General features: G+C 38.7%; 25 protein-coding genes. 11 read left to right on the top strand and 14 right to left on the bottom strand.

Features of this window, described 5'->3' with window-relative positions; genetic code table 11:
* Positions 1–154: 154 nt before the first annotated feature.
* Positions 155–349 (bottom strand): hypothetical protein, encoded by a 195-nt coding sequence (locus MTO68_RS02200; protein ID WP_034611620.1) that lies wholly within the window; start codon positions 347–349, stop codon positions 155–157.
* Between the two features lie 429 nt (positions 350–778).
* Positions 779–1,804 (bottom strand): OmpA family protein, encoded by a 1,026-nt coding sequence (locus MTO68_RS02205; RefSeq protein ID WP_244014871.1) that lies wholly within the window; start codon positions 1,802–1,804, stop codon positions 779–781.
* Positions 1,805–2,131: 327 nt separating this feature from the next.
* Here MTO68_RS02205 and MTO68_RS02210 point away from each other — a divergent pair, with 327 nt between their 5' ends.
* Positions 2,132–2,338 carry a hypothetical protein gene (locus tag MTO68_RS02210; protein ID WP_244014872.1) on the top strand — a complete coding sequence of 69 codons (207 nt, stop codon included), beginning with the start codon at positions 2,132–2,134 and terminating at the stop codon, positions 2,336–2,338.
* A gap of 13 nt (positions 2,339–2,351) precedes the next feature.
* On the opposite strand, the gene ptsP is transcribed toward MTO68_RS02210, so the two are convergent.
* On the bottom strand, positions 2,352–4,646 hold the full coding sequence (gene ptsP / locus MTO68_RS02215) for a phosphoenolpyruvate--protein phosphotransferase (RefSeq protein WP_004718112.1): 2,295 nt from the start codon (positions 4,644–4,646) through the stop codon (positions 2,352–2,354).
* 77 nt (positions 4,647–4,723) lie between these two features.
* A complete protein-coding gene (locus tag MTO68_RS02220) occupies positions 4,724–5,227 on the bottom strand; it encodes an RNA pyrophosphohydrolase (RefSeq protein WP_004718109.1) in 504 nt (167 codons plus the stop codon).
* A gap of 184 nt (positions 5,228–5,411) precedes the next feature.
* Between MTO68_RS02220 and MTO68_RS02225 the strand changes: the two genes are divergently transcribed.
* Together MTO68_RS02225 and MTO68_RS02230 are read left to right on the top strand one after the other, a co-directional pair.
* Complete coding sequence (locus tag MTO68_RS02225) at positions 5,412–6,062, top strand: HAD family hydrolase (protein WP_244014873.1); 651 nt, start codon at positions 5,412–5,414, stop codon at positions 6,060–6,062.
* Positions 6,063–6,240: 178 nt separating this feature from the next.
* Entirely contained in the window at positions 6,241–6,483 is a 243-nt protein-coding gene (locus MTO68_RS02230; RefSeq protein ID WP_004718105.1) for a DUF2789 domain-containing protein, read from the top strand.
* A 118-nt stretch (positions 6,484–6,601) separates the two neighbouring features.
* Here MTO68_RS02230 and MTO68_RS02235 read toward each other — a convergent pair whose 3' ends face one another.
* The gene (locus MTO68_RS02235; protein ID WP_004718104.1) at positions 6,602–7,459 is read right to left on the bottom strand and encodes a LysR family transcriptional regulator; all 858 of its coding nucleotides are present in this window, start codon (positions 7,457–7,459) and stop codon (positions 6,602–6,604) included.
* 574 nt (positions 7,460–8,033) lie between these two features.
* On the opposite strand from MTO68_RS02235, the gene MTO68_RS02240 reads away from it, so the two are divergent.
* Positions 8,034–8,519: a hypothetical protein gene (locus MTO68_RS02240; RefSeq protein ID WP_244014875.1), complete on the top strand. Its 486-nt coding sequence runs from the start codon at positions 8,034–8,036 to the stop codon at positions 8,517–8,519.
* Between the two features lie 29 nt (positions 8,520–8,548).
* Here MTO68_RS02240 and MTO68_RS02245 read toward each other — a convergent pair whose 3' ends face one another.
* Positions 8,549–8,797, bottom strand: a complete 249-nt coding sequence (locus tag MTO68_RS02245; RefSeq protein WP_171066891.1) for a DUF2061 domain-containing protein — start codon at positions 8,795–8,797, stop codon at positions 8,549–8,551.
* Between the two features lie 423 nt (positions 8,798–9,220).
* Between MTO68_RS02245 and leuC the strand changes: the two genes are divergently transcribed.
* The 4 genes from leuC (at position 9,221) to leuB (ending at position 13,138) form a co-directional block, all read left to right on the top strand.
* Complete coding sequence (leuC, locus tag MTO68_RS02250; protein ID WP_004818782.1) at positions 9,221–10,669, top strand: 3-isopropylmalate dehydratase large subunit; 1,449 nt, start codon at positions 9,221–9,223, stop codon at positions 10,667–10,669.
* Positions 10,670–10,690: 21 nt separating this feature from the next.
* Complete coding sequence (gene leuD, locus MTO68_RS02255) at positions 10,691–11,341, top strand: 3-isopropylmalate dehydratase small subunit (protein WP_004718096.1); 651 nt, start codon at positions 10,691–10,693, stop codon at positions 11,339–11,341.
* Positions 11,342–11,446: 105 nt separating this feature from the next.
* Complete coding sequence (locus MTO68_RS02260) at positions 11,447–12,016, top strand: hypothetical protein (RefSeq protein ID WP_004718093.1); 570 nt, start codon at positions 11,447–11,449, stop codon at positions 12,014–12,016.
* Positions 12,017–12,058: 42 nt separating this feature from the next.
* Positions 12,059–13,138, top strand: a complete 1,080-nt coding sequence (gene leuB / locus MTO68_RS02265; protein ID WP_004718091.1) for a 3-isopropylmalate dehydrogenase — start codon at positions 12,059–12,061, stop codon at positions 13,136–13,138.
* A 145-nt stretch (positions 13,139–13,283) separates the two neighbouring features.
* On the opposite strand, the gene MTO68_RS02270 is transcribed toward leuB, so the two are convergent.
* Positions 13,284–13,658: a hypothetical protein gene (locus tag MTO68_RS02270; RefSeq protein ID WP_244014876.1), complete on the bottom strand. Its 375-nt coding sequence runs from the start codon at positions 13,656–13,658 to the stop codon at positions 13,284–13,286.
* A 360-nt stretch (positions 13,659–14,018) separates the two neighbouring features.
* Positions 14,019–14,240: a translation initiation factor IF-1 gene (infA, locus tag MTO68_RS02275; protein ID WP_004718087.1), complete on the bottom strand. Its 222-nt coding sequence runs from the start codon at positions 14,238–14,240 to the stop codon at positions 14,019–14,021.
* A gap of 228 nt (positions 14,241–14,468) precedes the next feature.
* Here infA and MTO68_RS02280 point away from each other — a divergent pair, with 228 nt between their 5' ends.
* Positions 14,469–15,479 carry an AraC family transcriptional regulator gene (locus MTO68_RS02280; protein ID WP_004818793.1) on the top strand — a complete coding sequence of 337 codons (1,011 nt, stop codon included), beginning with the start codon at positions 14,469–14,471 and terminating at the stop codon, positions 15,477–15,479.
* 85 nt (positions 15,480–15,564) lie between these two features.
* Here the strand turns inward: MTO68_RS02280 and truA are convergent, their stop codons facing one another.
* The 5 genes from truA to asd all read right to left on the bottom strand — a co-directional run bounded on the left by truA (position 15,565) and on the right by asd (position 21,525).
* Positions 15,565–16,362: a tRNA pseudouridine(38-40) synthase TruA gene (gene truA, locus MTO68_RS02285; protein WP_244014877.1), complete on the bottom strand. Its 798-nt coding sequence runs from the start codon at positions 16,360–16,362 to the stop codon at positions 15,565–15,567.
* 8 nt (positions 16,363–16,370) lie between these two features.
* Positions 16,371–17,345, bottom strand: a complete 975-nt coding sequence (locus MTO68_RS02290; protein ID WP_244014878.1) for an asparaginase domain-containing protein — start codon at positions 17,343–17,345, stop codon at positions 16,371–16,373.
* 48 nt (positions 17,346–17,393) lie between these two features.
* Positions 17,394–18,692 carry a hypothetical protein gene (locus tag MTO68_RS02295; protein ID WP_244014879.1) on the bottom strand — a complete coding sequence of 433 codons (1,299 nt, stop codon included), beginning with the start codon at positions 18,690–18,692 and terminating at the stop codon, positions 17,394–17,396.
* Positions 18,693–18,738: 46 nt separating this feature from the next.
* Complete coding sequence (locus MTO68_RS02300; RefSeq protein ID WP_244014880.1) at positions 18,739–20,244, bottom strand: hypothetical protein; 1,506 nt, start codon at positions 20,242–20,244, stop codon at positions 18,739–18,741.
* A gap of 162 nt (positions 20,245–20,406) precedes the next feature.
* On the bottom strand, positions 20,407–21,525 hold the full coding sequence (asd, locus tag MTO68_RS02305; RefSeq protein ID WP_004718072.1) for an aspartate-semialdehyde dehydrogenase: 1,119 nt from the start codon (positions 21,523–21,525) through the stop codon (positions 20,407–20,409).
* A gap of 185 nt (positions 21,526–21,710) precedes the next feature.
* Here asd and MTO68_RS02310 point away from each other — a divergent pair, with 185 nt between their 5' ends.
* Both MTO68_RS02310 and MTO68_RS02315 read left to right on the top strand, forming a co-directional pair.
* A complete protein-coding gene (locus MTO68_RS02310; protein WP_244014881.1) occupies positions 21,711–22,829 on the top strand; it encodes an endonuclease/exonuclease/phosphatase family protein in 1,119 nt (372 codons plus the stop codon).
* 331 nt (positions 22,830–23,160) lie between these two features.
* Complete coding sequence (locus MTO68_RS02315) at positions 23,161–23,478, top strand: hypothetical protein (RefSeq protein WP_209828099.1); 318 nt, start codon at positions 23,161–23,163, stop codon at positions 23,476–23,478.
* Between the two features lie 37 nt (positions 23,479–23,515).
* Here the strand turns inward: MTO68_RS02315 and MTO68_RS02320 are convergent, their stop codons facing one another.
* Positions 23,516–24,079, bottom strand: a complete 564-nt coding sequence (locus MTO68_RS02320; RefSeq protein WP_244014882.1) for a hypothetical protein — start codon at positions 24,077–24,079, stop codon at positions 23,516–23,518.
* Positions 24,080–24,253: the final 174 nt, after the last annotated feature.

Genomic DNA, 24,253 nt, shown 5'->3' on the forward strand with positions numbered 1-24,253 from the left:
TTTATCAAAGTTCAAGCTTAGGATGTGTAATCGAAATTACTTTTGTTTTTTAAGCTTTTTTTTGAGCTTTTTCAATTTACCTTCGTGTTTGGAGATTTTTTCCAAACGTGCTTTGATTTTCTGTTTTAAAGATTTAACTTGCTTAGACATCATGTTACTCCTTAGTTTGAGTATCCGTTGGCTGATGTTTTTTGATAAAACTACGGATAAATTTTCTTAACTCACGTGCTGCACTGGTATCCATCGTTTCACAGAGTTGTAAAAACTGGTCACGCTCAGTACTGTTAATGCGAATTAAGAGTTGCCCATCTTTTTTATTCACCTTTGTCTTTTTGGGTAATTCAGCCATGACGTATTTATCCCCAAAGGTGATAATTCAAAAAATGTATATACAATATATATGCATTTTTTGAATTCGGCAAATTTATATTGTTGAAAATATTTAATATTTTTGTTTTTTATTGAAAGTTGTTGTAATTAAGTTTTTATTTCAGTAAATAAGTTATTGTTATCGCAGTTTTTATCTTTTAATAAAAATTTGTTTGTGAACGAAGAATCAACAGTAGATTACAAGCGGATGCTTTTATTAAAACACCTTATAGTCTGTTTTATGGATGAGTTGCTGAAATGTTAGATGTGCAAGCTGTGGATGTAAAATGATTGCTAGATAGAGTTTTACTGAGTACATCGTGTATGTAGTGAGTGAGCTATTTTTAAAAGAAAACCCATTTATTTATAATGGGTTTTCTTTGTTCATTGAACTCAGCATTTCACAGAATTAATTAGATTTAATCAGCTCAACTCTACGATTTAAAGCTTTACCGTCTTCAGTTGAATTATCCGCAATAGGGTGTGTATCTCCCAAGCCTTTGGCTGTTAAACGGCTTTGTTGAATTCCAGTATTATTAGTTAAAGCCTTAACAACAGCATTTGCACGTTGTTCTGAAAGCGTTTGATTATGTTTGGTATCACCTGAATGATCTGTATGACCATTAATACTCAATTTGAGTTCAGGGTTGTTTTTTAGCAGTTGAATGACTTGTTCAATTTGGGGTTGAGAGTCAGGCAAAATATTCGCTTGATCCGTGGCAAAGTTAACCTCAATATTGACTTTATTGTCCTTATCCAAAGCTGTTTTGAGCTGGTTTGAACTTAATGCTTTTGCAGTAATTTCAACAGGTTTAGTTTCTGCGACGAGTAGGCCAGCATGTCCATTCCCTGTCTGTGTCAATTGAAACCAAATATTTTTATTCGCTTGGCGTATCACAAAGGTCTGTGTCGGGTTATTAAAAACATCTCCCAATCCTGCAACATAATCGACTTGGAATTTTTGTGGGATCTTTTCTAATTCTTGTTGAGGAATTTTACTCTGGGTAATTTGTTTGCCACCCAATTGCTGGATTACATTTTCCAAATTACGTTGCAATTCTAAAAAACTTCCTTCTTTATAATTTTCATTTTGTTGAATGGCTGCACTATATAATTGACCTTCAATATTTTCGATATGTTGACCTGTCCAAAATGGTATTTTCTCAAAATTTACGCTTGTTGCTTGGTGAAACTGATAGCCATTTGGCAAAGAAATATATGGAAACTGACCGAGTGTAATATTTGAAATTGGAATCTTGGAAAGATCAAAAGTGTTCTCTGTAGATTCAGTTTTCACAGTTTCAGATGGTACAGAACTCGCACTTGATTCAGTTGTTATGACTTCCGCTTTCTCAGGTTTACTACATGCGATTAAACCAAGTGTAGGAATAACCAACAATAGTAGAAAACTCGATAATTTCTTTTGATTGAACACATGATCCTCCAGTTCTAACTCATTACCCTATATTTTATTGAGTATATTTATATTCAAATTTCTTTAAATACTATAGATAACAATACTCATGAATTACATGAAGTTTTCAATCTGATTTGTAAAATTTTAATTAAATTAAAGATGATCTTCTGATGATTAAAATCAATTTGAGATAAATCTGCAAATTTGCCTTGATGTAATAGGTAAAAAGAGTGCAATAGAAAATAGTCACAAACTTGATCAATACAAATACTTGTATTCTACACAAAAAAGCGTAATATCAGATTCCCACTGATCAAGTGGTATACAGCAAAATAGGTAAAGAAAATGGCAAAGAAAAAAGCAATGCCAGAGGTTGTGATTCACAACTTTGTGGCCAAACACATGCATGAAGTCAACAAAAGCCAAGTGTTTGTAGATCGTAAAAAGAATGCAAAACGTGGTTACGATAAACACAAAAAAGGTCGATATTCTGATGATTATCGGCCTTTTTTGTGGACTGCAATTTTTGCTTTAATAATTATAAAAATCTAATAAAAATAAACAATTAAATATTGACTAGACGATTCGATTTCACCATATCAGCCAAACCATGATGTTTAAAGTAATACTCCATCCAGCTCTTGACCATGAGTGGGTTATTCATCGCAATCACTTCTTCTAATAGCTTTTGTGCATCTGTCATTGATACATGACAAATCGCTTTACGCACTCGCAGAATATTACTTGAACTCATCGATAATGTATTGAATCCCATTGCCATAAGTAAGATAGCTGAGAGTGGGTCGCCTGCCATTTCTCCACAAATACTGATCGGTTTTTCATACTTATGACATTCTTGAACCAAACGCGTTAAAGCGCGAAGTACAGAAGGGTGGAAGTGTGAATAAACACTGGATACACGCGGATTATTACGATCAACTGCCAATAAATATTGAATCAAGTCATTTGAACCGACTGAGAAGAAATCGACCAATTCAGCAAATTCACCAATTTGTAAAAGTACACTTGGTACTTCAACCATAATCCCGATTTTCGGTTTGGCGAAGTTAACTTGCTCTTCTTCCTGAACCGCAATCCAGTCACGTTCCAGTAAGTAAAGTGCTTCTTCTACTTCACTGACACTGGTGACCATTGGCAATAAAATATGCAGATTGTTTAAGCCGATACTGGCTTTTAACATTGCTCGGATTTGTGAGGAAAAGATTTCAGGGTGATCAAGGGTAAAACGAATGCCACGCCATCCCAATGCTGAGTTTTCTTCTTCAATTTGGAAATATGGCAGGTCTTTATCCGCACCAATATCAAGTGTACGCATCACCACAGGTTTGTTGGCAAAGTGACTAAGCTGTTGACGATAAATCGCACGCTGTTCTTCTTCGCCCGGGAAGCGTTCACGCAGCATAAATGGAATTTCAGAACGATAAAGCCCTACGCCTTTTGCACCACGTTGAACCCCACGTACCACATCAATCATCAGACCAGTATTTACATACAGCTTTACAGCAACACCATCAGGTGTAATGGCATCTTTGGTTTCGTATTGCTTTAAATCTTTGGCAATTTGTTCTTCTTCTTTTTGGATCTCTTTATAACGTGTACGTAAACGACGTGGTGGATTGACAAAAACCCGGCCTTGATAAGCATCGACAATCATTTCAACATCATCAAGCGTATTTACCGGCAGCTCAGTAACACCCACCACAGTTGGAATACCGAGAGCACGGGCGACAATCACCATGTGTGAGTTGGCAGCCCCTTCAGAGGTTACAATCGCGGCGATTTTATCTACAGGAAGCTCAACCAAAGCAGCAGTGCTGATCTCATCTCCAATTAAAATACTTTCAGAGGTGATCTCTTTATGGCTAGTATCACCTTCTTGTAATGCTGCGAGGATCCGGCGTCCTAAGTCTTTTAAATCAGATACACGTTCACGTAAATAGTCATCTTCCATTTGTGCAAAAAGCGCAACATGGCGTTCAATCACATTTTTAACTGCACCTTGCGCCCAGCTTCCATCTCGAATAATTTCTTTAATTTCAGCAGGTAGGGCATTTTCATCCAACATACGTAAGAACACGCTAAATAAAGCACGTTCCTCCGCCATGAGCGAATCTTGCATTTTGTCATCAAGCGATTGAATTTCATTGCGTACAGATGCAATAGCTTGGTCTAAAAGCTTAAGTTCTTCACTGATATCATCCGCATCACGGTCTGGGACTGAAGCTAAATCTGCCGGAGGGTAAAGGATGATGGCACGCCCAAGTGCAATGCCGCCTGCACCAGATGAACCTTGGAAGGTCTTGTAGTTAGATGAATTGCTGGGTTTACGGAAAACATCAATATTACCCACTGCATGTGCATGAGCAATTACCCCAGAGAGTTGCGCACATAAGGTCACCAGAAATGATTCTGCTGCCTCGCTAAAATCTTGAGGTTCGGTGTTCTGAACCACCATCACGCCCATCACTTTGCGGCGATACATGACTGGCACACCAAGGAACGAGTTATAGATCTCTTCCCCTGTCTCGGGGAAGTAGGCAAACCGTTCATGTTTAAACGCATTGTCTAGGTTGACAATCTCTTCGCGTTGCCCAACTAAACCAACCAACCCCTCGCCAAGTTGTAAGGAAACTGTCCCTACAGATTCTTGGTTTAAGCCTTTAGTTGCCATGAGTACATAACGTTGGTTACGTTCATCTAAAAGGTAAATAGAGCAAACATCAACATGCATGGCTTCGGAAACTTGATTAACCATGATTTCCAAAGAATCATGCAAACTGACTGACGCATTGATCTCTTGTACAATACGTCTTAATGTGTCCAGTTGCATGTTCGACATGGATGTATGCTCCTAATTTAAGCTATGTTTTAAAGCGACTTCATCAGTATTATTTATAACAGTACTACCTTGAAAAATCATTCATATTTTGAAGAAATTTCAGCTGTATATTGCGGCATTCGCATACATAACTCCATCATCGCTTTACGATAAACATCTCGTTTAAAATTCACCACTTGTCCAAGCGGGTACCAGTAACTAACCCATTGCCATTGATCAAACTCCGGCGGGTCAGAGAGATTCAACTGAATATGTTTCGTTGAAGCTGTGAGTTTCAGTAAAAACCATTTTTGCTTTTGTCCAATACAAATCGGATCGGAATCCGAGCGAATGTATCGAAGCGGCAAACGATAATGCAACCAGTCATCTGTCTGGGCAATAATTTGGACATGTTCGGGTAGGAGCCCAACTTCTTCTCGTAGTTCTCTAAATAGAGCTTGCTCAGGAGTCTCTCCAAACTGGATGCCTCCTTGAGGAAATTGCCAAGCATTGTGTCCAATGCGTTTTGCCCATAAAACTTGTCCAATATCGTTTGCCAAAATGATCCCGACGTTGGGTCGGAAACCTTCTGAGTCGATCATTTGGCTACCTAAAATTTGTTAATTTCATTTGACTTTATATATGGGGACATACACTCTTTTGTCCAACTCGATAAAGTCAAAGTAATAATGTTTTAAAATTGCTATGATCTTAACGAATTTCTATCGACTAGCGGTGATAGATTTACAATTTTTTTCTTAAATTTCAGTTTAAACGAGTATTTTCATGGAATTGGCGCTGTTTGACTTAGATCACACCTTATTAAATACAGATTCTGACCATTCTTGGGGAGAGTTCTTAGTCAATGAAGGCTTGGTCGATCCAGTCCGACATCGTGCGATGAATGATCAGTTTTATGAAGACTATAAAGCAGGCAAGCTTGATCCAATTGCTTATAATGAATTTGTCTTTGAGTTTCTTACTCAACACGATAATGATTATTTAACTGAATTACATCAGTTGTTTATGCAAAAAGTGATTCGTCCACAAATGCGTCCAGTTGGTTTTGCCGCGATTCAAAAACATAAAGATTTAGGCCATGCATTGGTTGGTATTACGGCAACCTCAGATTTTATTACAGCACCTATTTTCCGTGAATTTGGTATCAGCGAAATTATTGCGACCAATGCTGAAATAAAAGATGGGAAATACACGGGGAAAGTGATCAATATTCCATGTTACCAAAAAGGTAAATTGGCACGTTTGGATCAATGGCTCAATGGTCGTACTGTCACTGAATCATGGGCTTATTCAGATTCGATTAATGATCGTTTTTTATTGGAATATGCTAACCATGCGATTGCAGTAAATCCTGATGATCGTCTTGAGCATCTGGCAAAAGAACAGGGTTGGGATATCCAAGATTGGTCGATTTGAGCTGGGCTGATAATTGTGATTTAAAGCAGTGTTGATCACTGCTTTTTTATGGCTTGATTGTTTTGTCAAAAATAAGAAGTTTTGTAAATATTTTTATAAATGAAGATTTTGTACTTCATTTATAGTGTAAAAATGCTATGTTGATTTGAGCACTTTTAAAACTGACGGAGATTATATAATGAGCCAGACACGTCCAAGAATGACCAATTTATTTGAACAACTCGGCTTGGATTCTAGCGAAGAAGCAATTCAAAGTTTTATTGAAAATCACCAGTTGGATGCAGATACTCTAATTACAGACGCATCTTATTGGAGTGAGGGACAACGTCAGTTTCTTGCTGAAAAAATTAAATCTGATGGTGAATGGGCATTAGTGGTTGATCAGTTAAATGAGTCTCTACATGAAGACTCAGTAAAGTAAAAAATTGTGCAATGAAGACTTTATAAGGGAATGAAGGGAAAGATAACTACGACTATCCCTGTGTAATATGTAAATCCCTTATCTTGAGTAACAAGATAAGGGATTTTGATTGTAGGGATTATTTCATCATCTCAATCAATTCCTGCACAGCTCTAGACTGGGTACGTCCAGGATGCCAAACCATACCCAATTGGCGGTTCATTTCAAAACGAATATCAAGTTGTTGTAAGTCTTGATTTAACAAGGTTTTAGGTAGAACAGACCAGCCTAAACCAATGGAAACCAACATCCGAATAGATTCAAGCGGATTATTGCTCATGGTAATTTTTGGCTTTAAACCTTTCTTTTCAAATTCTGCCAAGGTGATTTGACTGGTATAAGTCTGTGCTGCTGGCAATAAGCTTGGGTATTCGATCAGATCTTCAAGCTTAAGGTTCTTTTTTTGTGCCAAAGGATGAAAAGGTGCAACCACGAATACCAAAGGATCATTCCAGATCGTGATATAACGCAAACGCTCATCACCTTGTGGCGGAAGGGTTAAAAATGCCAGTTCTAAATCCCCAGCAAGCACTTGTTCATGCGCTTGTTCAGAGTCCACAAAATGTACATCTAGTTTGACTTCAGGAAAGTGCTGTACATATTTTTTTAAATGCTGTGGTAAATGGTGTAGCCCAATATGGTGACTGGTGCCAATCTTGAGTTTTCCTCGAACTTCACCTTGCTCATGACTCAGGGTATGGTGAATATCTCCCAATTCATTTAACCAGTTTTTTACTTTAGGTAATAATGAATGCGCTGCATGTGTGGCTTGAACACCACGACCTGCAGACTCAAAAAGTTTGACGCCGAAATATTCTTCTAAGCTATGTATGCGTTTGGTGACAGCTGGCTGAGTAATAAACAGATGTTCTGCTGCCATAGAAATCGAACCAGTTTCCATAACTTTGACAAAGGCTTCAAAAGCAGCGAGATTCATAATATTTCCATCCATAAAGAATTTTTATGCGTAATTCATTATTTAGAAAATTTAAGAATTAATCAAAGTAATTTTCAAATTTTTTTATTTTTAGCAAAGTGATTGGTTCTATTCGTGCTTTGGAAAAATTTTAATACAACTTTTTACTGTACAATTTAAGCAAAGCTCATTTATATTCAGCGCATAAAAACAACAAAAGGAAAGCTATTTGAATCAACCAACAAACACCACCATTCACTATTTTCAACAACATACTAGAAATACCTTCTCTAAAACTTGGCTTCGATTTTTTACCACGATATTGATATTTTCTGCTCTAGGTTTAATCTTTGTATATTTTTTCAATATCTATTTCCCCATCATTATCATCGCTATTCTCAGCATAATTTGGTTGAAGCTTCGGTTAAATCGCCTAAGAAAAATGCAAGAGTTGGAGAATTTTAAATTTCCAAATCGTATTTGGCTTGCTTTTAAACAAAGACATCCAAACATTCGACAATCTTCTTATCCATTGATTGAAGAGGGTTTTAAAGACTATTTAGCAATTCATTTGTGGCGTAGGGGAGCTTATGCAATGCCTTCACACTCAGTGGATGCGTTATGGCATATATTGATTGAAGAATTTGATGACTTTTATCAGTCCATGAGCCAACGTTTTTTAGGTTATGAACTGATTCATAAACCGCATGATTTACAAGTAACAGAATCACAGCGAGCTGCTCAAAGACAGCAATTGTTCAATACTTGGCATGGGGCATGTGCTTTACATGGATTGAATCCACAAAACACGCAGGTCTTACCTCGAATTTTTCAGGTTGATGTCCATGTTCGATGGGAGCGGGGTTTAATTTTTAGCTTACCATTTATGATGACAATGTATAGCCAAATGACAAGTTCAACTTCAGATTTTCCACAGGCTTCTGCAACATCGTCATGTTCTTCTAGCTCATGTTCAGGATCAAGTTCATCCAGTGATTCGAGCCATTCACATAGTACAAGTTCTGATTCATCTTCCTCTTGTAGTAGTTGTAGCAGCTGTGGAGGAGGCGGTGGTGATTAGCAGCTCCAGCCACAGAAAATACATCTGATTTAGATTTTAATTTCAGTGCTTTGTGCTGCCTTTTGGTCTCGTTTATTCCAAGCCTTTTCATGGAAAAAGAATGCAAATGCTTGTACAGTCGGTTCAAGTAAACTTAATGTCACAGCCATCCAAAAATTACCAGTCACTGCATAAGCAACCAGCATTGCTACTGTGATATGCATGATGTAATAGCTTAAGGTTTTTTTGAAAACACGTTGATTGCTTTGTAGGAAATTTTGGATACTCGCCATGAGAATCACCACTTATTAATTCAATAGTTAAATAATAATCATTATCAATTGTAATGTAAAAAGGTTTTTTTGATTAATGTTGATTGGATAAAGCGATATTTTATTCTTTATACCTTGCATCGTGATTGTTGATATAGGAATTATTGAGTTCTTTTTAAATCATGGATTTGCTTAATTTATGGTTTAGGACGTACATTTATTGGTTTAAGCTCTATTTTTTCTTGATGATTAAGCCAAGTGCTTTTAAAGTCATTGAAAATATATCATTGATTTAAATACTTTATAAAGGTGATTTTAGGAGCATTTATTTGGATAAAATCAATTCCAAAAAGTTTTTAAATTAATAAAAATGATAAATTAGATTTATGTAAAAACGTGGTTATAATTGAGTGAATGAAAGAATTACCCAGTCCAGTGGAGCATTTCGACATGGCAGGCGAAAACCAAAAAGCAAAAACAGAATCAGTAAAAACTTTGTATGACAAATTGTGGGATGACCATCTTGTAACACAACGTGATGATGGCTCAGCATTACTTTATATCGACCGTCATTTATTGCATGAAGTGACTTCTCCACAAGCATTCGAAGGCTTACAACTTGCTGGACGTAAACCTTGGCGTTTAAGTGCTAACGTTGCAACACCTGACCATAATGTTCCTACATCAACCAAAGAGCGTTCAGAAGGGATTGCTGGGATTGAAGATGATACTTCTCGTATCCAAGTTCAGACCTTAGACGATAACTGTAAAACCTTTAATGTAGTGCAGTTTGACATTAACGATGTGCGTCAAGGTATTGCACATGTCGTTGGACCAGAACAAGGTTTAACTTTACCGGGTATGACGGTGGTATGTGGTGACTCGCATACAGCGACACATGGTGCATTTGGATGTTTGGCACACGGGATTGGAACGTCAGAAGTTGAACATGTATTGGCAACACAATGCTTAGTACAGAAGAAAATGAAAAACATGTTGGTGCGTGTTGACGGAACATTAGGTCAAGGCGTTACCCCAAAAGACGTGGTTTTGGCAATTATTGGTAAAATCGGAACGGCTGGCGGTACCGGGCATGCGATTGAATTTGGTGGTCAAGTATTCCGTGATATGTCGATTGAAGGGCGTATGACTGTGTGCAATATGGCAATCGAAGGCGGTGCGCGTGTTGGTATGGTTGCTGTCGATGACAAAACGATTGAATATGTTAAAGATCGTCCTTATGCACCAACAGGCCAACAGTGGGATGCGGCAGTCGCGTATTGGAATACATTACATTCTGATGAAGATGCACATTTTGATACGATCGTGGTTTTAAATGGTGAAGAAATTGAACCACAAGTGTCTTGGGGGACTTCTCCTGAGATGGTGATTCCTGTATCTCAAGCAGTTCCAACTTTGGAACAGGCCAAAGATGATGTACAGCGTAATGATTGGACCCGTGCGTATCAATATATGGGTTTAAATGCAGGTCAGGCATTGGCTGATATTCAATTAGACCGTGTATTCATTGGTTCTTGCACCAACTCACGTATTGAAGATATTCGTGCTGCTGCAGAAGTGGCAAAAGGTAAAAAAGTAGCGTCTAGTATTAAGCAGGCCATGGTTGTTCCAGGCTCTGGTTTAGTGAAACAACAAGCGGAAGCGGAAGGTTTAGATAAAATCTTGATCGAAGCTGGTTTTGAGTGGCGTGAGCCAGGTTGTTCAATGTGTTTGGCGATGAATGCTGACAAGTTACAACCGGGTGAACATTGTGCGTCGACTTCAAATCGTAACTTTGAAGGCCGTCAGGGCAATGGTGGACGTACTCACCTTGTCAGTCCAGCAATGGCAGCTGCGGCAGCAATTGCAGGTCACTTTGTTGATGTACGTTCATTCTAATCAGGCTTAAGGAGCAAAGAGATGAAAGCTTATACCGTTGAACAGGGTATTGTTGCACCCTTAGACCGTGCCAATGTAGATACCGACTTAATTATTCCAAAGCAGTTTTTAAAATCAATTAAACGCACTGGTTTTGGGGATAACTTATTTGATGAATTACGTTATTTAGATGAAGGTTATCCGGGACAGGACAATTCTAAACGTCCGAAGAATCCTGATTTTATTTTGAATCAGCCACGTTACCAAGCGGCATCTGTGCTTATTTCTCGTGCCAATTTTGGTTGCGGTTCAAGCCGTGAACATGCGCCTTGGGCATTGGAAGAGTATGGTTTTCGCACAGTGATTGCACCAAGCTATGCTGACATCTTTTTCAATAACAGTTTTAAAAATGGCATGTTGCCAGTGATTTTACCTGAATCTGTTGTTGATCAATTATTTAAAGAATGTGCTGCTCAGGAAGGCTATCAATTAACCATTGATTTAGAAGCTCAAGAAGTCCGTACACCAAGTGGTGAAGCTTTTAAATTTGAAGTCGATCCATTTCGTAAACACTGTTTATTGAATGGCTTGGATGATATTGGTTTGACTTTACAGGCTGCGGATGAAATTCGTGCTTATGAAGAAAAAACCAAACAATCACGCCCTTGGGTATTTGCTGAAATTCAAGGTTAATTTTCAGCGAACATTTTACACATAGCGTGAATGCCTAACTCTTGCTAACATGCGAGTATAACAAAATGAATGTTGACTCAGTGAAGTGAGGGTTGGGGTTGAGCAATGACTAAGTTTTTGAGTTGCAGTGTTTTAATCGGTTTAACAAGCTTTATGCTTAGTGCATGTCAATCCACTCAAATGGTTGATTTAATGCGTATTAAGCAAGCTGAAAATAAACATGTCAGCCAAAATTCGGTTTCTGTCTATTGTTCAGGTGCAGAGCATTGTGAATTTGCGCGCTTAAATGATGTGATTATCATGGATGAACGTGCACAACGTGCCAATCGTAGCGCCATTCAAAAGGGTTATCTCAAATTAACGGGTGAGCCTTTAGATCAAAATGGTGTTTATTTAACGATTCCACCTCAGCAATATGAGATGGTGATTCGATTCTATCCAATCACTAAACAGCATGCTGAAGTTTTCCATGTTATTCATGATTTTAAAGCAAATCAAAAATACACATTTAAGATGTATCGCTTAAGGTCACAGGGTTCAGGAAGTTTACTGAATGTTTCTTCACCGACACCGCTATGTGTTGATATGATTCAAGAAAAACGGACAATTCGCCGTTTTTGTCGCCCGCATAATGCGGTGACTGGCGTGAGCGAATTTGTTGAACAGAAGATTTAATCTCACATCAGTATAGATACTGAAAAATAAATGGAACTACAAATGTCTAAACAAATTTTGATTTTGGCAGGTGATGGTATCGGTCCTGAGATCGTTGCTGCTGCTGAAAAAGTACTGACACGTGTCAATGATAAATTTAATTTAGGTTTAACATGGGAACAGGGTTTGTTAGGGGGTGCAGCAATTGATGCACATGGCGAACCTTACCCAGCTGTAACAGCGGAACAAGCGAAAAAAGCAGATGCAATTTTACTGGGTGCTGTAGGCGGTCCAAAATGGGATAATATTGAACGTTCAATTCGTCCAGAACGTGGCTTATTGAAAATTCGTAGTGAATTAAATCTATTTGCTAACTTACGCCCTGCAATCCTTTATCCGCAATTGGCGGATGCGTCTAGTCTTAAACCAGAGATTGTTTCTGGGTTAGATATCCTTATTGTTCGTGAACTGACGGGTGGCATCTACTTTGGTCAACCACGTGGTATTCGTGAACTCGAAAATGGTGAGAAGCAAGGTTATAACACTGACGTTTATTCAGAGTCTGAAATTAAACGTATCGCAAAAGTTGCTTTTGAAATGGCAAACTTACGCGGTGGTAAAGTTTGTTCAGTGGATAAAGCCAACGTGCTTGAAGTGACTGAGCTTTGGAAGCAGACAGTGACTGCACTTAAAGAACAACAATACCCAAATATTCAACTTTCACATATGTACGTCGATAATGCAGCAATGCAATTGGTTCGTGCGCCAAAACAGTTTGATGTGATTGTGACAGGGAACTTGTTTGGTGACATTCTTTCCGATGAAGCAGCAATGCTAACCGGCTCTATTGGTATGCTTCCATCTGCCTCTTTAGATGAGAATGGCAAAGGTATGTATGAACCTTGTCATGGTTCTGCTCCTGACATTGCTGGCCAAAACGTTGCTAATCCACTTGCAACCATTCTTTCTGTGGCAATGATGCTACGCTACACCTTCCGTGAAGAAGTGGCTGCAAAAGCCATTGAGGATGCTGTAGGGCAAGTTTTAGACCAAGGCTTGCGTACTGGCGATATTATGTCTGATGGTATGCGTAAAGTTGGTACGGCTGAAATGGGCGAGGCTGTCGTTGCGGCGATTGCTTAAATACCTGTTTTAAATGGTTGGTAATAAAAAACACAGCTTAAGCTGTGTTTTTTATTGTTAAATTTTAGCTTTTGATAAGTTTTGATAAAAGTCTATCCATATTCTCGCCATTATAGCGATGGGTATTAGATTCACTTTAAAACAGCTAACAGGCTCGACCTAAATACTCAACAGATTCAGCAATACCATTTTTTAATAGAAAAATGACTTTACAATTAAAATTAATGTTATAGCTTGGTGTGGCAATGGCAATCGTAGAGCCTACAATCGCATTGCTTCCTGCCATAGGGATATTGATTTGTCTAAGAATGGTATAGCTTAAGGTGTTACTGGTGGTTTGAATTTTATCACTCACCTTATATCCCAAAGCCCGAAAATTTAGGGTACTTTGAATTTCAGCACTGGTTTTACCAATAAATTGCTGTAAATATTGATCTAAATTTGCAGGTCGGGTGTTTAAGCTTTTACATCCAACAAGTGCAACAGATGCTAATAAAAACATACATACATGTATTTTCATAAGTTTTACCTAATCCATAGTTAACTTAATTTAGAAATGATTTCTATTCAGTATAATAAATATACAGCCATATGTATGTAGCTTGGTTGCAGAGCAAACCATGTGGTATAGATTTTACTAAATAAGCGTCAAATAGACAGAACTGGTGAAGCTGTGAAAAGATCAGTTGTATTAAAATTTAGAACAAATTAGTGCTATCAACTTTGAAGTAAATGGATTACAAATGATAAATAGGTATAGGAAACAGATTTTAATGTGTCAGATGTATAGTTGCCAGACGATAAAAGATCGTAAGCAGGAGGGTAAATCTTGTGGATAATGAAAAAGCCACCTAAAAGTGGCTTTTGCTTACACTAAAACTTAGCGTGCACGATATGTAATACGACCTTTTGTTAAGTCATATGGTGTCATTTCAACTTTTACATTATCGCCTGTTAAAATACGAATATAGTGTTTACGCATTTTACCAGAAATGTGAGCAATCACTTCGTGACCGTTTTCTAAACGCACACGGAACATAGTATTAGGAAGCGTTTCGGTGACAACGCCTTCGAACTCGATAAGTTCCTCTTTATTGGCCATAGCCTACCTGATGATCAAATTGGAAAGGCGCAAATTATAGGCAATTTTTTGCAGAAAGACAAGAATATTCGGCATTACAAGGCGGTAGATGACTTGAAAATAAGCGAACATATTGTTAAACAATTTCTACAAAAAAAAGCGGATAAATATTGTCAGTTTGGTCAATCGACTGTAATCTAAATTAAATGTTTTAAGTATAAATGAATAACATACAAGGAAGGGCACTGCGTGAGTCAGCTAACTGATGCTTCGGTTGTTTTACGATTAGGCTATCAAGCGATCCGTCGTGCAGGATTGCCGACAGAAGAAATATTATCAAAGGCTGGGGTAGCATTGGGTCAGGTTGACCAAAATGCTCGAACACCGTTGAATGCACAATTTGCATTTTGGGTCGCTGCGGAGGAAGTCAGTAATGATCCAGATATTGGTTTACACCTCGGAGAGCACTTGCCACTGTATCGTGGGCAAGTAATCGAACACTTGTTTATTTCAAGTGAAAACTTTGGCGAAGGCTTAAAGCGTGCTTTGGCTTATCAACGTTTAATTAGCGATGCATTTCATGCCAAATTGATCATTGATGATGACGGGCGTTGTTATTTAACCAATGGTGAACAGCCTTGGGGTGAGAACATCGTCAATCGTCATTTTTCAGAATGTGCTATTTCAGGGATTTTACGCTTCTTTAAATTTATCACTGAAGGACGTTTTGAACCGATTTATATCGATTTTAATTTTACCAATGGTGCTTCTGATGGTGAGTACTATCGTGTTTATGGTTGTCCTGTCAGTTTAGGGCAAAAGGAGACACGTCTTTATTTTGATCCTTCAATTTTAGAATATCCATTGTGGCAAGCGGAGCCTGAGTTATTGCAATTGCATGAACAACTTGCAATTGAAAAACTACAAGAGCTTGCACGTTATGATTTGGTGGGTGAAGTACGCCGTGCGATAGGTTCAACCTTGGAAAGTGGTGAAACAACCCTTGAAACTGTTGCTGCACAACTCAGCATTACCCCACGTCGTTTACGTACACAGCTTTCGGAAGCCAACACCAGCTTTCAGCAAATTCTTTCAGATTATCGTTGTCGCTTAGCCAAGAAATTATTGGCCAATACCACTGAAAGTGTTGAGCGTATTGTTTATTTGACTGGATTCTCTGAGCCAAGTACTTTTTACCGCGCATTTAAACGTTGGACCAATGAAACGCCTGTGGAATATAGAAAGCGTAAACAGCGTTAAGTCGTATGTTTACGGGAAACGAACTGAACAGTTTTAATAAAAAATCCTTCTATTGAGAAGGATTTTTTATATGTAGCCACAAAAATTATTCAGGCATATTTAACCAATGTGGTCCTAACGGTGGTTGAGGCAATTCAAATTGTTCTGGGTAATCTGCATGAATAAAATAAAGTCCATCTGGTGGTGCGGTGATTCCTGCCGCTTTACGATCTTGTGCCGCAAAAATTTCATCAATATGATCCACTTCATATAGACCTTGACCAATCTCAAGTAAGCAGCCCATGATATTACGTACCATGTGGTGTAAGAAGCCATCTGCCTGAATATCGAGAACTAGATAGTTGCCATGGCGAATTAAGCGACAATGTTTGACATGACGTACAGGTTGATTGGACTGACATGCCGCAGCACGAAAGCTTTCAAAATTATGCGTACCTTGAAATTTTTGCGCCGCTTCAATCATCTTATCCACATTGAGTGGATAATAGGCATGTGTCACTTGTTTATGTAACAGGGCTGGGCGATTTGCCGATTGATAGACCACATAACGATAACGACGTGCCTTTGCCTTAAAGCGTGCATGGAAATCGTTATCCATTTCTTTAATCCATTGGATTGAAATGTCTTTGGGCAATTGACTATTTGAACCCATTAACCAGCCACGTATAGGGCGAATCGCATTGGTGTCGAAGTGGGCCACCATATTTGTCGCATGGACACCCGCGTCAGTACGACCTGCACCATGTAAAATAATAGGCTCGTCGGCAATTTTACTGAGCACCTTTTCCATGGTTTCCTGAATACTACGTACGCCAGGCTGTTGAGTTTGCCAACCTTTATATCGCATGCCACAAAACTCAATACCAATTGCAAAACGTTGCATAAATACCTCTATTCAGGATGATCATACCAATGGTCATGCCATTGTTCCGAAGAGGGGTATTGTAAATAAATTTTAACAATTTTGGCATAAAGATCTGCTTGGCTCAGTGCATCACTGACTAAAATTTTTGAATCTTTGATCCATTGGCTAATTGCATAGCGTTGATCCATGCCGCCTAGAGGCACTTGAGTCGATAAAATGATTTGGCAGCCATTTTCCTGCAAGCTTTTAATTTTTTGGATAATGCCCGCATTTACGGCTAAATTACCTACCCCATAAGCTTGAATGATCAAGAAATGCGGAGCCTGTTTGGAGAAAATTTCCAGATTACGTTCAAACTGTAATATTTCAGTCGGCACCATCATCCAATTGACGATATTGAGCGATTTGGCTTTTTCGATATGTGAAAGTTGTATCTGAATGACGGAATGATCTACCGCTATTTGCTGTTCGGCTTTGAGTCCTTTAAATGCATCTAAAGCAGTGCTATGGGCTTTTAATGTGGTTCTGGCATGAATCACTTGATGGTAGAAAGCCAAATACACGCCTACAGGAAGTCGAGTGACGGCATCGAGTGCGGTATTTAAATTATCCAGCGCATCGGTGAATTCTCGAGTATTATCCCCTTGAATATTGAGCAGTGGATATTGGCTTCCAGTAAGGACGACATGACAGGACTCAGCTAAAAAGCGTGATAAGGTCGCAGCAGCATAACTGAGCGTATCTGTGCCATGAATAATGACAAAGTGTTGGAAATTTTGGAGTTGTAGGCTTTGTATTTGTTGAATCAGCATAAGCCAGTCAATGGCTGTACATGCACTACTGTCTTTGATAATGGGCGCCTTAAAGCACTCAATTTTAAACTGAGGTGCTAAGACCTTTTTGAGTTGTGGAATAAACTCAGCATCAGGCATCGGCGCTAAAGGCTCGCCAATACAGCCAAAAGTTCCACCCATGTAAATTAAAGCAATTTTTTTGTTCATAATAAAAAAGCAGCCATTCATGACTGCTTTATCTTAAGACGAATAGATTTAAGAAGCTATTTGATTGAGTAAATTTTGTGATTGTTGGCGTTGTTCAGCGGTATACGCTGCTTCATTTTGTGAGAGTAGCTCACGAACGGAAGCATATGCACCCAAATTTAGATATTGTTGAGCAAGGTCTAAATTTAATTGAACTTCATTCACTTGAGCCAGCTCAGGGAATGAATGGAGTAATGGGTCGTTTGCATCTATGGCCAGACTGGTTTCAGCTTCACTAGGCGTTTCAAGGCTAAGTGTTGCTGTGCTATGCACTTGCTCAACTGTTTCAGGTTTTGGATCTAAATCAAAACTAAAAGTGGGCTGTGTCTCTGGTTCAGTAGGCGTGAGTTTAAATTCAAAATCACGTACTGGTGTGCTTTCTTCAGTAGTTACTGGCGTAATCGGTTCAGCAAAATCAAGTTTGAATTCTGGTGCGATTTCAACTTCTGCCGCTTTTTCAACTGGAACAGCTGTAGGTTCACTTGCTGTAAACGTGAATTCTAACGGCTTAACAGTTTCAGTTTTAATTTCTGGGGCAGGAGGAACTACTTCAAAAGAAAGCTCAGGTGTTGTTGTTGGCGCTTTTTCAGGTGCAGGATCTAAATTAAATTCTAAAGGCTGAACAGGTTGTTGCGGTGTCTCAACTTTCTGCTCAACAAGCGTTGAATGATCGAATTCTAGCGCATCGACTTGTGCCAGATTTTGCGTTTCGGTTTTAGATACAACGGGTTGTGAAATTGTTTCTGTATTTCCAATCAAGGCATCAAAGGCAGCTGTATTTTTGCTTTCTGGCACGACAGGGCTTGAGGGCTCAAAAGCAATCGATTCAACTGGGTGATCAGCTTGATTGGCTTTTCGTCGTTCTTCGGCTTGAATGACGATTTCGTCTAAGCCCAATGAACGAATATGATTAATCAACTGATTCACTGCAAATTCATCTTTTTGTGCCAGATGTACATCTAAAAGATAAAGATAAAGTTCATGTTGAGCATTGTCTTGGTTTAAAACTTGATTGATTTTTGCTTCAGCAGAGAAATAGTTTTTCTCAGCAATTAGCTTTTCAATATTAGTTTTTAATTCAGGGCTTAATGGTTTTGTTGCTTGTTTAACAATAACTTCATCTTCAACAACAGTGGTCTGTTGTTTTTTTGAGGTACGCGCAGTGCGTGCAACATTTTTCTTTGACGTCTTTTTATTGTTACTTTTTTTGTTATTGGTACTGGCGCTCTCTTTATTGGCATCCTCTCGTTTTTTAAGCACGATCGCCACGACCAAGAGTAGAACAAATGGAATCACATACAACAACATTTTATTTCCCCTTCATTGAGCACAATGAATCAATATTTTGAATATCCTAACTATTTGGTTTTTTTGCATTCTGCTGTTGTAATTGCTGTTGCAATTGAGCGAGCTGAGCATTTAATAATTGAATTCGCTGATTCTTTTGTTGTAAACCTGCTGCAAGTTGGTTCACATTCTTCTGTAATTTAACCGTTTTTTCACGAGAAGTCATAACTTTTGTAGATAATTCAGTAGTGGTCTGATTCAACTGTGTATTTTGCTTTCCTTGACTCTGAGCAGCGGGTTGTTCATTGTCTGCGACTAAACTCATTTCTGCTTGGTCTAAACGATATTTGGCAGAACCCGATTGCTTTCTGGCAATTTCAGGTGCAGCCGTTGCAACTTTATTTTTGCTTTGTGGTATTTGGCGATAGCTGGCTGCAAGATTGAGCGCAGCACCACGACGAATACGGTTTACATCACCTTGAATAAACGCATTGGCATTATTTGCTTTAATTTGTCGCATCACTTCTGGAACGCTTTGATTGGTTTCTGCTGCAATCCGAGAAGCAATTTTCCACAATGACTCATTGGCCTGAACAATATGCTTAGGTTGTTTATCTAATGCTTTATGGGCTTTTTCTTGTTTAAGCGCTTTTTGTGACTCCGCTTTCGATTTCTCTACGCGAGACTCATTCGATTTTGCTTGCTTGGTCTCAGCTTTGGAATCTTTTGGCTTTTGTGATTCTGCTTTTTGCTCGTCTAATTTAGCGGGTGGGGTCTGAGCTTTTGCAGATTGTACTGGTGCTTTTTCGGCTGGTGGCTGAGGCACTTGTTGTACAGTTACCGTCGGTGTTTGTGGCGTATTCTGAGCACTGCTTTGATGATTGCTTTGAAGAGGGTTCGGAGTATTGGTTGTAGCCGCAGGCGGTGTGTTTGTCGCAACTGTGGTTGGTTTTTGTTCTGTTTTGAGTGCTGGTGGTGCAATCACATTAATCGCTAAAGTACCAGCTGAATCCGTTGTCGTCGTTGCTTTGGTTGCCATAGCTGGTGGAGTTACAACTTCTGGCGTTGTCACGTGGTATTGCGTGCTGGTTGGTAAATTTAATGCAATATCTTTTTCGCTGACGATGATTTGAGGTGTCAGAGGCTTTTCTTTGACTAAGGCATTGCTCATTGGAGTAGGGACGTTGCTACGCCCACGAGTCAATGGGGCTTTGACTTGCTGAATATGGGTCGCACTCCCTTCTTTGACTTTTAATAATATATTTAATTCAGATTCAACAATCGGACGAGAAGAGGTAATCACAATCACCCCAGTGCCATCTCCTGAACGACGAGTATAAAAATTTAAATGCCCAGGTGCTTGCGTGGAAATACCAATATTTTGAATATCATCTGCATCAGCTAATCCGACTTCTATTTTTTCATTTGGATTTGCATTACTAAACTTCATTTCAGCATAAAGCAGATCACCAGACCCTGATTGAACTTGGATCGGGTCTATTGTAATCGCACTCACCGCTTGCGACGTCATGATGGCTAAAATGGCAATTTTTAATTTGTTATATACAGTCATCTCTATCCATTGCTCTGACAAAGTTCAAGGCATCCCCATAATACAATATTTAGCTGTAGTCTATATGTAAAATATTAACATTAGAGTTACATAAATATAGTTACATAAAAAAGCCGATCAAGATAGATCGGCTTTTTCATTGTTTATGAGTTTTTTGTGACTTTAAGCATTTTTATAGTCGATTAAGATACGTAACATACGACGTAAAGGCTCAGCAGCACCCCAAAGTAATTGGTCACCTACAGTGAATGCGCCTAAATACTCTTTACCCATATTTAATTTACGTAAACGACCTACTGGCACAGATAGAGTTCCTGTTACAGCGACTGGAGTAAGATCCGTCATTGATGCATCACGTGTATTTGGAACCACTTTTGCCCATTGGTTAGACTGACGAATCATGTCCTCAATCTCATCAAGCGGAACATCTTTTTTCAATTTCAATGTTAAGGCTTGAGAGTGACAACGCATTGCACCAATACGTACACAGTGACCATCAATTGGAACAATCTGAGCATTACCTAAGATCTTGTTGGTTTCAACTTGACCTTTCCACTCTTCTTTAGATTGACCGCTTTCAAGTTGCTTATCAATATAAGGGATCAACGAACCCGCTAAAGGCACACCGAAGTTTGCTTTCGGAAAACCTTCGCCACGTTGTAATTCGGCAATTCGGCTGTCGATGTCTAAAATCGCAGAACGTGGATCATCTAACAAGTCTTGAGTATTGTTATATAAATACCCCATACCCGTGATCAGCTCACGCATGTTTTGCGCGCCAGCACCAGAAGCGGCTTGATACGTCATCGCCGTCATCCATTCCACCAAATTGTGTTGGAACAGTGAACCCATGCCCATCAACATCAAAGAAACCGTACAGTTACCGCCAACAAATGTTTTAATACCGTTGACCAAACCGTCTTTGATAACATTTAAGTTGACTGGGTCGAGTACGATGATTGCTTCATCATCCATACGTAATGTAGAAGCTGCATCGATCCAATAGCCTTTCCAACCTTCAGCTTTTAGCTGAGGAAAGACTTCTGATGTATAGTCGCCACCTTGACAGGTAATAATGACATCCATTTGCTTCAGACTGGTAATGTCCGTCGCTTCCATAAGTGCTGGAGCAGTTTTACCACCAAAAGCAGGCGATTCACCACCTGCGTTACTGGTAGAGAAATAGAATGGCTCAAAATGAGCAAAATCATTCTCTTCAACCATACGTTGCATAAGGACAGAACCAACCATCCCGCGCCAACCGACCAGACCTACTTTCATGTCACTTTGCCTCGGTGCGTTAAAAAATAAAAGGGGGTTTGAGTGTATCAAAAGAGTGTGTAACTGCAATAGCATACACAATGAAAACACAACTATATTGTGCAATATATCTTGTTTATGATACATGCAAAATTGATATTAATTTATGAATCATTCAAAAATTAAGAATATAAGAGTGACAAAATATGATCTGGATAGAAGTACTTGCGTTGATCGTGATTTGGCTAAGTTTCTGGTCACTGATTCCCCGTGATGAATGGTGGTTTAGAGGTGCTGATTTTCCACGCTTGCAGATATTATTTGTTGGTTTGATTGCCTTGGTCTTGATGTTGTTTTGGACAGCGCCGTGGGACTTGGCTCGTGAAGTGATTTTATTTTTATTGATAGCTGCCTTAGCTTTTCAATTAAAGATGGTTTTGCCTTATACCTTCATTTGGAAGAAACAAGTCAAACAGGTGAGCAAAGATCAGCTTAATCCTGATCAGCAAATTTCAGTGATTGTGTCGAATGTGCTGACACCAAATGATCAATATCACTTATTGCTTGAGCAAATTGAACAGCACCAGCCAGATATTGTTTTGACACTTGAAACTGATCAAACTTGGCAAAATGAATTGGCTCAAATTGAAAAAGATTATCCTTATCGTGTGGCTATACCTTTAGACAATCTCTATGGGATGCATTTGTATAGCAAACTCAAGTTGGTTGATACAGAGGTTAAATTTATTCTCAGTGATGAAATTCCGTCTATTCATACCACGGTGATTTTACCATCTGGGCAAGCGGTGCAACTGTATTGTTTACATCCCAAACCACCAAGTCCAACAGAAGCCAAAGACTCGACTTTACGTGATGCTGAATTGCTTATTGTGGGGGATCAGATCAAAGACTTGGATGAGAGCTGTATTGTTATGGGCGATTTAAACGATGTTGCTTGGTCACGCACAACGCGTTTATTTCAGCGTATCAGTGGTTTGCTTGATCCACGTGTGGGGCGCAGATATATCAACACCTTCCATGCTGACTATAAATTTTTGAGATGGTCTTTGGATCATTTATTTCACAGTACAGATTTTGCTTTAGTACATATGCAACGACTACCTCATGTGGGTTCAGATCATTTTCCGATTTATGTGGTATTACAAACAGGGCGTATTTTTGAGCAAACTCAAGAAGAGTTAGAGCAAACTGATGCAGATGAAAGGGAAGCGCAAGAGGCAATTCAGGAAGGGATTGAAAAAGCAGAGAAAGAGGAGAAGTTGGTGACTGATGAAATTACACAAAGTTATAAAGCTGGAACCTGATTGTCTGACAAAAATATTAAAAAATGGCTGATTTTTGTAAGCAATTACTTACATGGATTTAGGCCCTAAGCGGATAGCATGCAAAGCATATTCGTTTTAATCTTTACTTATCGACACAGGGAATGAGAACGGAAAATCTCACTAAGGAAGACGAAGTCGATGGAGCAATCATCAAGGATTTGATGTTGGAATGGATAACCAAGAAAATAAGAATAAGATGTGAAAGCACAACCTCATGAACCCGAGTTTTGCAGGATGCAGAACTCGGGTTATGCTTTATTTATGGTATATAATTTAGAATAGACAAAATTGAAAATAAAAAAGAGTGGCTATGTTTCTCGCAAAAGTTCAAGAATTCGCTTCAAGTCTTAAACATTTTACTGGTTTAAGTAGTGATGCTTTATTTATCTATGCAGGTTTAATCATCTATTTTATTGTTGCTGCAATTCATAAAAGACAACTTAAATCAAATCTTGCGATTATCGCCACAGTGGTACTTGCCTTTGTAATAGAAATCTTTAATGCACGCGCAGATATTTTTGGTAGAGGTTATTGGCGTATTTGGGAAAGTATCCATAGCATAGTCAATATGATTTTTTGGCCTTATGTGATTTGGGCGATGGCACGTTTTCGGGTATGGAAAGGTTAGGTCTTTCTACTTAACCCGCTTATGATTCAGATTGTTTTTATTTTCCATAATGTTGATTTAAGGCGTCCATTTCAGCAGAAATTTTTTGTTGAAGCGCCATTGAACGTTTACCAAGTTGCTTAAATTCATCACTGGGTGCATTTGCATTAAAATCTGGGGCTGTTGAAAGCGTATACATTTTCTGACTAGTGACTAAATTATCAATCATTTGTATGCGTAGACTTTGTACTTCACTACTTTTTAAATTTAATGCCATGATTTGTTGTTGAGTTGCCGCTTGTATATCATTGGCTTTGAGTAAAATCTGCTGGCGCTTTTCAGGTTGGCGAGTGGCTGATTGAAGCTCCGCTCTTAATTGAAGTGCTTGAGTATTTGCATGATTGACGATCTGATTAAGTTGAGCTAAGTCTGTTGTAATCTCTGTTGCGTTGGCTGTACTCAGTTCAGTCGCTTTGCTTTTCCAATTGCCTTGAGTTGTTGCAGTAGACGTAGTTTCTGATGTTTTGTTTTGGGCTGTATCTGCTTTTTGCTCAGAACATGCAGCAAACATCAAACAGGAACTGATCAAACATGAAAAAAGAACTTTATTGGTGATATTCATTGTTTTATTTTCCTTAAATTTGAATGTATTCCGCTTATTATTGATAAATCTTAATTCGCTTTGTTTGATCAAAAAAGTGGGCATGTGTAACTAGACACAGTTCGCCATGAACGATGCTATTTAGACGCCAGATGACCAAAATAAAAAAGGAGATATTTTATATCTCCTGATTGT

Origin of the sequence: Acinetobacter sp. NyZ410 (genome assembly GCF_022828975.1) — a bacterium.
Classification (GTDB): domain Bacteria; phylum Pseudomonadota; class Gammaproteobacteria; order Pseudomonadales; family Moraxellaceae; genus Acinetobacter; species Acinetobacter guillouiae.

Excerpts from the sequence above, each read along its gene's own strand:
- leuB (WP_004718091.1), top strand. The coding sequence starts at position 12,059 with ATGTCTAAACAAATTTTGATTTTGGCAGGTGATGGTATCGGTCCTGAG.
- MTO68_RS02260 (WP_004718093.1), top strand. The coding sequence starts at position 11,447 with ATGACTAAGTTTTTGAGTTGCAGTGTTTTAATCGGTTTAACAAGCTTT.
- MTO68_RS02230 (WP_004718105.1), top strand. The coding sequence starts at position 6,241 with ATGAGCCAGACACGTCCAAGAATGACCAATTTATTTGAACAACTCGGC.
- leuD (WP_004718096.1), top strand. The coding sequence starts at position 10,691 with ATGAAAGCTTATACCGTTGAACAGGGTATTGTTGCACCCTTAGACCGT.
- MTO68_RS02235 (WP_004718104.1), bottom strand. The coding sequence starts at position 7,459 with ATGAATCTCGCTGCTTTTGAAGCCTTTGTCAAAGTTATGGAAACTGGT.
- leuC (WP_004818782.1), top strand. The coding sequence starts at position 9,221 with ATGGCAGGCGAAAACCAAAAAGCAAAAACAGAATCAGTAAAAACTTTG.
- MTO68_RS02310 (WP_244014881.1), top strand. The coding sequence starts at position 21,711 with ATGATCTGGATAGAAGTACTTGCGTTGATCGTGATTTGGCTAAGTTTC.
- truA (WP_244014877.1), bottom strand. The coding sequence starts at position 16,362 with ATGCAACGTTTTGCAATTGGTATTGAGTTTTGTGGCATGCGATATAAA.
- ptsP (WP_004718112.1), bottom strand. The coding sequence starts at position 4,646 with ATGTCGAACATGCAACTGGACACATTAAGACGTATTGTACAAGAGATC.
- MTO68_RS02300 (WP_244014880.1), bottom strand. The coding sequence starts at position 20,244 with ATGACTGTATATAACAAATTAAAAATTGCCATTTTAGCCATCATGACG.
- infA (WP_004718087.1), bottom strand. The coding sequence starts at position 14,240 with ATGGCCAATAAAGAGGAACTTATCGAGTTCGAAGGCGTTGTCACCGAA.
- MTO68_RS02320 (WP_244014882.1), bottom strand. The coding sequence starts at position 24,079 with ATGAATATCACCAATAAAGTTCTTTTTTCATGTTTGATCAGTTCCTGT.
- MTO68_RS02210 (WP_244014872.1), top strand. The coding sequence starts at position 2,132 with ATGGCAAAGAAAAAAGCAATGCCAGAGGTTGTGATTCACAACTTTGTG.
- MTO68_RS02270 (WP_244014876.1), bottom strand. The coding sequence starts at position 13,658 with ATGAAAATACATGTATGTATGTTTTTATTAGCATCTGTTGCACTTGTT.
- asd (WP_004718072.1), bottom strand. The coding sequence starts at position 21,525 with ATGAAAGTAGGTCTGGTCGGTTGGCGCGGGATGGTTGGTTCTGTCCTT.
- MTO68_RS02315 (WP_209828099.1), top strand. The coding sequence starts at position 23,161 with ATGTTTCTCGCAAAAGTTCAAGAATTCGCTTCAAGTCTTAAACATTTT.
- MTO68_RS02240 (WP_244014875.1), top strand. The coding sequence starts at position 8,034 with ATGCCTTCACACTCAGTGGATGCGTTATGGCATATATTGATTGAAGAA.
- MTO68_RS02295 (WP_244014879.1), bottom strand. The coding sequence starts at position 18,692 with ATGTTGTTGTATGTGATTCCATTTGTTCTACTCTTGGTCGTGGCGATC.
- MTO68_RS02220 (WP_004718109.1), bottom strand. The coding sequence starts at position 5,227 with ATGATCGACTCAGAAGGTTTCCGACCCAACGTCGGGATCATTTTGGCA.
- MTO68_RS02290 (WP_244014878.1), bottom strand. The coding sequence starts at position 17,345 with ATGAACAAAAAAATTGCTTTAATTTACATGGGTGGAACTTTTGGCTGT.
- MTO68_RS02225 (WP_244014873.1), top strand. The coding sequence starts at position 5,412 with ATGGAATTGGCGCTGTTTGACTTAGATCACACCTTATTAAATACAGAT.
- MTO68_RS02200 (WP_034611620.1), bottom strand. The coding sequence starts at position 349 with ATGGCTGAATTACCCAAAAAGACAAAGGTGAATAAAAAAGATGGGCAA.